We start from the raw sequence: 8,064 nt of genomic DNA on the forward strand, positions 1-8,064 counted from the left end.
TCTGTTCTATTAGTTCCATAGATTTTTTGATTAAAAATTAAGGATTTTAAGGGAATAAAGATTAAAAATCAACTCTTTTGTTCTCTATTTCCTTTAAAGTAATAAATTCCATAGACTCTAAATCTTCAGGACGATCAATATCTGATAAAAGGGGTAATTTACTCACTGATAAATTGAGAGTTTGACAACAATTGATGGTTGTTTGAAAAACGCTTGAAGTTCCCCAAGGAATATCTTGAAAAACTTCGGGGATATAATGATTTAATCCAATTAAATAATATCCCCCATCTTTTGCTGGCCCTAGAACAACCGCATGATCTTCTAACGCCTTAAATCCTTGAACTAAAATATCAACGGTTAAAAAGGGGCAATCTGTTCCAATCATAATAATATGGGTTTTTTCTTCATGAAATGCTGTTTCAAAAGCATTTCTCATGCGATCGCCTAAATTCCCAAAACATTGAGCATCATAAATTAAATCCGATCCTAACCAATTCTGCATTACATCTAAATTTCCCCCGGTAAATCGAACTTCTATGGATAGGGGATCTAAGGCTTGTAATTCTCGGACTGTAATTAGGGTTTTTTCGGTCATGTGACGATGCAAATTAGCGGCACCTTTTTCTCCTAAAATAGGAATTAATCGGCTTTTGGTTTTACCGGGTTCAGGATAGCGAGTGAAAATGATTAAATGTTTTTTCATGGTTAATTTTAATGAATAAAAAAGATAGAAAATTGGCAAATATCTAAAAAGCTTCAGAGGAGGGATTTTGTAGTATTCCGATTAAGGATTTGAAAAAACTGGCTAGGGGAACAGCAACAATTAATCCGAGAAAACCTGCCACTCTAGCACCAATTAAAAGGGAAATTAAAATCAAAACGGGGTTTAATCCGGTAAATGTTCCGAGAAGGCGTGGGGCAATTCCATTTTCTACAATTTGATCAACAATAATCGCTGTAATTAAAACTTTTACTCCTAACCAAATACTATTTAAAGCCACTAAAAAGGAAACCAAAATAATCCCCAAACTTCCTCCAAAGGGAAAGAAAGCCATCACCCCAATAACCATTCCAAATAACAATCCAAAGGGAACCTGAATGATGAAGAATGCTAAGGTCATGAATCCTCCTAAGAGTCCAGCAACGGAGGCTTGACCAATAAAATAATTCTTAAAATTTTTTCTTAAGGCACGACGAACCGGAACCCGAATTTTAGTTGGAAATAGTTGATAAAAATCATCCCAAAGCGACTCTCCATGTAATAATAAATAAAAGGTCATAGCTGCAATAATCACAACATCTAATACTCGACCAAAAACGGTGAAAACTCCTCCAATTACATCTCCTCCTAACGTTTGAACTTGACTGGATAAGCGTTCCAAAAGTTGAACGGTTACTCCTCCAACATTAACGGGAATATTCCGACTAATTGCCCAAGCTTCAAAGGTTTTAATTTGTTGGTTTCCTGACTCAATCCAACTGGGAAGACGTTCGATTAAGGTATTGAACTGTTGAATAATAATCGGAAACAAGGTGATTCCTAAAACTCCCAAAATCATCAAGGTAATCAATAATACGGCTAAAATGGCTGTTGTTCGTTGCAGGCCATATCGTTGCAGTTTTTGGACTGGATAATCTAAGAGAAAGGATAATAAAATTGCCGTTACAAAAATATGAATGATAGACTTAAAGTATTCTAACGTGAGCAAGAAGACCCAACCATTTAAAACCAAGGTTGGAATCACTAAGGCAATCAATAATAATTTCAGCCAGTTAGGTTTAGGATTCATGAAATGCTCAAATCAATTCAATCAATTTAGGATTGAGGGCCAATCATTGTCTTCGACTGTCCAAGTTATTAAGAAATTATATAGCTTTAATTCAATTTTGATGTTTTAATCTTCGTTAAATTTTTCTGATCCTCAGTCTAACCTCTATCGATGATTCAGGTCGATTAAAGCTCAGTCCATTGGAAGAATTGTTAAGCAGATGACTTGCACGTTAAAAATAGATTTCCTATCCTGTAGAATACCTTAATCATTAGGTTTTAGATTGAACCTAAGTTTACCCTTTTAAGCATCTATGTTCACCCTATCTCAAATTAATCGTTTTCTACTGGGTAAACCATTACCCACCAGTGCCTATAGTCATGAACGCCTGACCAATTTTGCAGCCTTAGCCATTTTAGCGTCCGATGCCTTATCCTCTGTGGCCTATGCAACGGAGGAAATTTTATTGGTTTTAGTCGCTGCGGGAAGTCGTTCTTTAGGACTATCTTTACCGATTGCGGGGGGTATTATTTTACTGTTATTTGTAATTACCTTATCCTATCGTCAAACCATTCGTGCTTATCCGCAAGGAGGAAGTGCCTATTTAGTAGCGAAAGAAAACCTAGGACTTCATGCTGGGTTAGTCGCCGCCGCTTCATTATTAATTGATTATATTCTGACGGTTACAGTTAGTATTTCGGCAGGAATTGCCGCCCTAACTTCTGCTATTCCTGCTCTTGATGGCTACACTATTGAACTGTGTTTAATTGCGGTGGTGTTGTTAATGGTTGCGAATTTACGCGGTGTTAAGGAAGCGGGACGGATTTTTATGATCCCAACCTATAGTTTTATTATCAGTGTGTTTGTGTTAATGGGTTTAGGTTTTTATAAATACTCAACAGGTCAGGTGATAGCAACTGTTCCCCTACTTCCTGTTAGTCAACCCTTAAGTTTATTCTTAATTTTACGCGCCTTTGCAGCCGGATGTACTGCTTTAACGGGGGTTGAAGCAATTTCTGATGGCGTGTTAGTTTTTAAACCCCCGGAATGGAAAAATGCTCGCACGACATTATTGTGGATGGGGGGAATTTTAGGGTTAATGTTTATTGGGATTACTTATTTAACCCAAGCGTATCATATTATTCCCGAAGAAGGACAAACAACGGTTTCTTTACTCGCACGAGAAATTTTTGGCAATGGTTTTTTCTATTATTTTCTACAATTAGCCACTTTATTTATTTTGTTATTAGCGGCTAATACCAGTTATGCCGATTTCCCGCGATTATCTTATTTAGTTTCACGAGATGGATTTTTACCCCGTCAATTATCCTTATTAGGAGATCGTCTAGTTTATGCTAATGGAATTCGGTTATTAAGTTTGTGTGCTGCGGTTCTAATTATTATTTTTAAAGGTCAAGTTAATGCTTTAATTCCCCTCTATGCGGTGGGTGTTTTTACCTCTTTTACCTTGTCTCAATTGGGAATGGTCATTCATTGGTTTAAGAGTAAATCTTCTGGGTGGCAACAAAGTGCTGTCATGAATGGTGTGGGAGCCTTAACAACAGCGATAGTTTTAGGGGTGATTATTGCCACTAAATTTTTATTAGGAGCTTGGTTAGTCGTTTTGGCAATTCCTTTATTAGTAATCCTCTTTTTAAAGATTCATAGTCATTATGAAAATCTTGCCAAACATTTTCGAGATGAGGAACTTTCACCTTATCGCTGTCCTTTACCTGCCCCGGATACCACGATTAAACATTCTGCCATTGTTTTAGTCGGATATCCTAATCGAGGAACCTTAGAAGCCTTAGATTATGCGCGTTTAGTTGCTCAAGAAATCGTAGCCATTCATGTTGATATTGGCACAACCAATCAAGCTGCTTTGCGACGACGATGGGAAGAGTTAGAAATTCATGTTCCCCTGGTTATTTTGGATTCTCCTTATCGTTCAGTTGTACAACCGATTCTGAAATTTGTGAGTGAATTTGAAGCTGAACGTCCTCACGGTTTTTCAACGGTGATTATTCCCTCAATTGTTACTCGTTATTGGTGGGAAGAACTGTTACATAACCAAACGGCTTTATTTATTCGTCAAGCCTTGCGAAGTAATCAATGTCGGATTGTAACTACGGTGAGATACTATGTTTAAAAAGAATGCTACAAAAGGGAATTACGAATTACGAATTACGAATGAGGAACAGCTTAAATGGGAACAGGGAAAAGGGAATAGGAAAAAGTGATTAACCACCCGCTCAATTATTTGTAGCAAATATTAAAGAATGGAATATTATTTTTCAATCAAACCTTATCCTTTCAAGTCAGATTGATCTTGACTTTTGAGATGCTTTTACTCTGAAGTAATATAGAACCCTTAAATGTTTGCTATAAATCATAAGAAAAACCTGGGAGTGTGGAATCTCAGCGTCTTCAGACAACAGAGGAAACACGACGCAGGGGAATTTATTCCCCGTGAATATTAATTCACGCAATGGTGAGGGTCTTCAATATATTTTTTGACGGTTTCACTACTAATACTACCAGCAGTGCTAACAAAATAACTACCTGTCCACAAGCTAGGTAATTTTAGTAAATGTGGAAACTCTTTCCTGAGTAAATTACTAGATCTACCTTTGAAAGCCTTTACCACTAAATGCGGACTATCAGACGGTTTCACAGCAACAAAAAGATGGACATGATCTGGTGCGACCTCCAAAGCCAAAATATCCCATCCCTTTTCCATTGCTAGTTCCAGAAAAATTTGTCGAATCCTGGTTGCTACATCTCCTGTCAGCACTGGTTTCCTTCTCTTGGGTATGAAAACAAAATGATAATTAAGCAGGTATTTAATGTGGTTGTGAGTTTTATATTCTGAGAGGAGAAGCATATTAATTTTAGGCTAGTTGACAAAATTAGTTTAGTTGATTACCCTAATAGAGTCAACAAAGAGACAGTAATTGGGTCGATGGCTAAAACAATTAAATTAATTGGAGTGCAACAGATCTTGCTATCTCCAGATCAAGAGACTCATGCGTTACTAGAGTATCTTTGTCAACAATCGGGTAAACTGTACAATACGGGGGTTTACTTTGCTCGTCAAACATTTTTTAAGACGGGTAAATTATTAACAGGAAAATTTGATTTAGCTTTTGAACCATCAATATCTAAATCTTTATTGGCACAATCAATGCCATCAACACCGATGCAACAAACCTTGATGTCGGTAACAGAATCTTTTAAGTCTTTTAAAGGCTTGAGGGATTTACATAAAAAAGGTGAATTACCCTTTAGACCTAAACCACCAGGTTATCTCAAAGGCTCTAAATTATTCAAGGTTGCCTATCCGAATTCTGGAGGACAAAAACCAACGCTAATTAATGGTCAACTTAGATTCTCTTTGGGATTAACAGTTAAAAGATGGTTTGGGGTATCTGAGTTTTTCTTACCCATGCCATCAAATATTGATTATTCCCAAATCAAGGAGTTTACTATTTTACCCAAGAATGGTGCTTTTTATTTAGAAATATCCTATGATATGAAAAAGCAACAACATCAATTAGATATTGATCAAGCTTTATCTATTGACTTGGGAACTTCTGATAATTTAGCTGCCTGTATTGATACATTAGGAAATTCCTTTTTGATTGATGCCAAACAAATGAAGGCAATGAATCAATTATGGAACAAAAAAGTTTCAACACGGAAAGAGAACAAGCCTCAAGGATACTGGGATAACTGGCTAGACCAGATAACCCGTAAACGTAATCACCAAATGCGTGACGGGATCAATAAGGCTGCTAAGTTAATTATCGATCATTGCTTGAAAAATGCTATTGGAACTTTGGTGATTGGTTGGAATGAAGGGTTTAAGAACGATGTTAATTTAGGTAATTTGAATAATCAAAAGTTTGTTCAAATGCCTTTGGGTAAATTAAAATCCCGCCTAAAACAACTTTGTGATTTACACGGTATTTTATTTGTTGAAACCGAAGAAGCCTATACTTCAAAAGCAAGTTTCTTAGATGGAGACTCCCTACCTCAATACGGTGAAAAACCTATGGGGTGGAAAGCATCTGGAAACAGAATTAAGCGTGGGCTTTATCGGACATCTGATGGTTTTGTTGTTAATGCTGACCTTAATGGCGCAGCTAACATTTTAAGAAAAGTATCGGGAAGATTAGGTATATCGCTTAATCAACTCAGTAGACGATCTTTGGCAATCGTAGCGAGAATTAAGTTAAACTAATTCTGTCCGCAGAATCGAGCGCGTCTTCAGACCTGAGAGTGTCAATAATTGGGTGTCTAATCACTTTTTTCTATCCCCTATTCCCTATTCCCTAGGTATAGTGATTCATCAACCCTCAACCGCCAGCCCCTTCCATAAGCGGAAAGGGGATCAAAAACAGTATTGTTGAATACAGAAAATCTGTTAAAAATCTATCAAAAATTGTTAACACTTTAGTTAGCAATCAGCCACCTACTAGCACTCCTTTGAAGGTGTTGAACTAGCCGTAACCTCTGGTTGATGCCATTGAGGATGACATCAGCCCTTCATCAACTAGCACAAACTGAGAGTTAAGCACGGGGCTTTTCTCGAAGGGTGATGAACACTATCACTTGCGTATAACCTTGAACTCAAAAAACAAAACCCGTGATTGATTCTGTAACTGATTTAGCATCACTCCCTAGAATTGTGCAATTTATTTCCTCTACTGATATCAATTCATAAATCCAACACGATGTTTATTCCCAAAACACCTCAATATCCAGGAAAACGGCGACAGCAAAGGACGAGTCGTTTCACCGCTAAAATCAATGCTCTAATCCTGAAATTACAGCATTCTCGATGGCTGTCTCCAAGTTGGTTAGCCTGTATCCCGTTAACGGCGATTATCTTTGGGGTATGGGGTTTTGCCGCCGTTGCTCAAGAAGATGCTCCCCCCCTCACCCCAGAAATTGTTCAGGGTTATTTAAACATTGCGTGGGTTTTAGTCGCTTCCATTTTGGTGATTTTTATGAACGCGGGTTTCTGTATGTTAGAAACCGGCTTCTGTCGCCAGAAAAATGCGGTTAACGTTTTAGCGAAAAACTTAATTGTCTTCGCCTTAGCGACCCTAATTTTCTGGGCTTTTGGATTTTCCTTTATGTTTGGCGGGGAAAACCCCTTCATTGGAGGTGGTGGCTATTTCCTCACCGGACAGTCAGAAACCTACGGTTTAAGCCCCTTTCCCGCAGGATTACCTGTTCCTTTACTGTTCCTGTTCCAAGTCGCTTTCGCTGGAACCGCCGCAACGATTGTATCAGGGGCTGTGGCTGAACGCATTGAATTTATTGCCTTTTTGCTTTTTAGCTTGCTTCTGGTTGGGATTTCCTACCCCATTACAGGTCACTGGGTTTGGGATAGTGCAGGATGGTTAGCCCAAGCCGGATTTAAAGATTTTGCAGGTTCAACGGTGGTTCACTCCGTTGGCGGTTGGGCGGCCTTAATGGGGGCTGCGTTCCTTGGCCCCCGTTTAGGGAGATATGGGGCTGATGGACAATCTCGCGCCATTCCCGGTCACAACATGAGTATTGCCACCCTGGGCTGTTTAATTCTGTGGATAGGCTGGTTTGGATTTAACCCCGGTTCCACTTTAGCCGCCAACGAACAAATCCCCTATATTGCTGTTACAACTAACTTAGCCGCAGCGGCGGGCGGGGTTACTGCAACGGCTACATCCTGGTTTAAGGATGGTAAACCGGATTTATCCATGATTATTAACGGGATTTTAGCGGGTTTAGTGGCAATTACCGCAAGCTGTGATTCTGTTAGCTATTTGAGCGCTGTGATTATTGGTGGCTTGGCTGGGGTAATTGTTGTCTACTCTGTGGGTTTCTTTGACCGCATCAAAATTGATGACCCCGTTGGTGCAACGTCTGTTCACTTAGTTTGTGGCGTTTTTGGAACCTTAATGGCTGGAGTTTTTGGCGGTGCTAATTTAATCGTACAAATTCTCGGTATTCTCTCCATTGGCGGGTTTACCGTTGTTCTGAGCACAATCTTCTGGTTAGCCCTCAAAGCCACCGTTGGGTTACGAGTTCATCCTGAACAAGAATTTGAAGGCTTGGATATCGCCGAACACGGTATGGAAGCTTATGCTGGATTTCTCAAAGATGACGTTGGCCCCGGTCTAGGCAGTTCGGGTTCTAGCTTCCCCAGCAAAGGAAGTAGCATTAGTAGTCGTTATTAAGTGAAAGGGAACAGGGAACAGGGAACAGGGAACAGGCAATCTTGCTATAGGCAATAGGGAACAGAAAC

The 8,064-nt window shown here is 39.0% G+C and carries 6 protein-coding genes; 3 read left to right on the forward strand and 3 right to left on the reverse strand.

Annotation, left to right across the window (positions count from 1 at the left end; all coding sequences use genetic code 11):
• Positions 1-61: 61 nt before the first annotated feature.
• Positions 62-703 (reverse strand): TIGR04282 family arsenosugar biosynthesis glycosyltransferase, encoded by a 642-nt coding sequence (locus tag IQ236_RS22365; protein ID WP_193871328.1) that lies wholly within the window; start codon positions 701-703, stop codon positions 62-64.
• Positions 704-746: 43 nt separating this feature from the next.
• Complete coding sequence (locus IQ236_RS22370) at positions 747-1,790, reverse strand: AI-2E family transporter (protein ID WP_193871329.1); 1,044 nt, start codon at positions 1,788-1,790, stop codon at positions 747-749.
• A 292-nt stretch (positions 1,791-2,082) separates the two neighbouring features.
• Between IQ236_RS22370 and IQ236_RS22375 the strand changes: the two genes are divergently transcribed.
• A complete protein-coding gene (locus tag IQ236_RS22375; protein WP_193871330.1) occupies positions 2,083-3,918 on the forward strand; it encodes an APC family permease in 1,836 nt (611 codons plus the stop codon).
• Positions 3,919-4,245: 327 nt separating this feature from the next.
• Here IQ236_RS22375 and tnpA read toward each other — a convergent pair whose 3' ends face one another.
• On the reverse strand, positions 4,246-4,653 hold the full coding sequence (tnpA, locus tag IQ236_RS22380; protein ID WP_193871331.1) for an IS200/IS605 family transposase: 408 nt from the start codon (positions 4,651-4,653) through the stop codon (positions 4,246-4,248).
• A gap of 78 nt (positions 4,654-4,731) precedes the next feature.
• Here tnpA and IQ236_RS22385 point away from each other — a divergent pair, with 78 nt between their 5' ends.
• Positions 4,732-6,012 (forward strand): RNA-guided endonuclease InsQ/TnpB family protein, encoded by a 1,281-nt coding sequence (locus IQ236_RS22385; RefSeq protein ID WP_193871332.1) that lies wholly within the window; start codon positions 4,732-4,734, stop codon positions 6,010-6,012.
• 493 nt (positions 6,013-6,505) lie between these two features.
• On the forward strand, positions 6,506-7,996 hold the full coding sequence (locus IQ236_RS22390) for an ammonium transporter (protein WP_193871333.1): 1,491 nt from the start codon (positions 6,506-6,508) through the stop codon (positions 7,994-7,996).
• Positions 7,997-8,064: the final 68 nt, after the last annotated feature.

This window comes from Planktothrix mougeotii LEGE 06226 (genome assembly GCF_015207485.1).
In the GTDB taxonomy this organism is placed as follows: Bacteria; Cyanobacteriota; Cyanobacteriia; order Cyanobacteriales; family Microcoleaceae; genus Planktothrix.

Bases quoted from the DNA above. Each gene is read 5' to 3' on its own strand.
- IQ236_RS22385 (WP_193871332.1), top strand. From the start codon at position 4,732: ATGGCTAAAACAATTAAATTAATTGGAGTGCAACAGATCTTGCTATCT.
- IQ236_RS22370 (WP_193871329.1), bottom strand. From the start codon at position 1,790: ATGAATCCTAAACCTAACTGGCTGAAATTATTATTGATTGCCTTAGTG.
- IQ236_RS22375 (WP_193871330.1), top strand. From the start codon at position 2,083: ATGTTCACCCTATCTCAAATTAATCGTTTTCTACTGGGTAAACCATTA.
- tnpA (WP_193871331.1), bottom strand. From the start codon at position 4,653: ATGCTTCTCCTCTCAGAATATAAAACTCACAACCACATTAAATACCTG.
- IQ236_RS22390 (WP_193871333.1), top strand. From the start codon at position 6,506: ATGTTTATTCCCAAAACACCTCAATATCCAGGAAAACGGCGACAGCAA.
- IQ236_RS22365 (WP_193871328.1), bottom strand. From the start codon at position 703: ATGAAAAAACATTTAATCATTTTCACTCGCTATCCTGAACCCGGTAAA.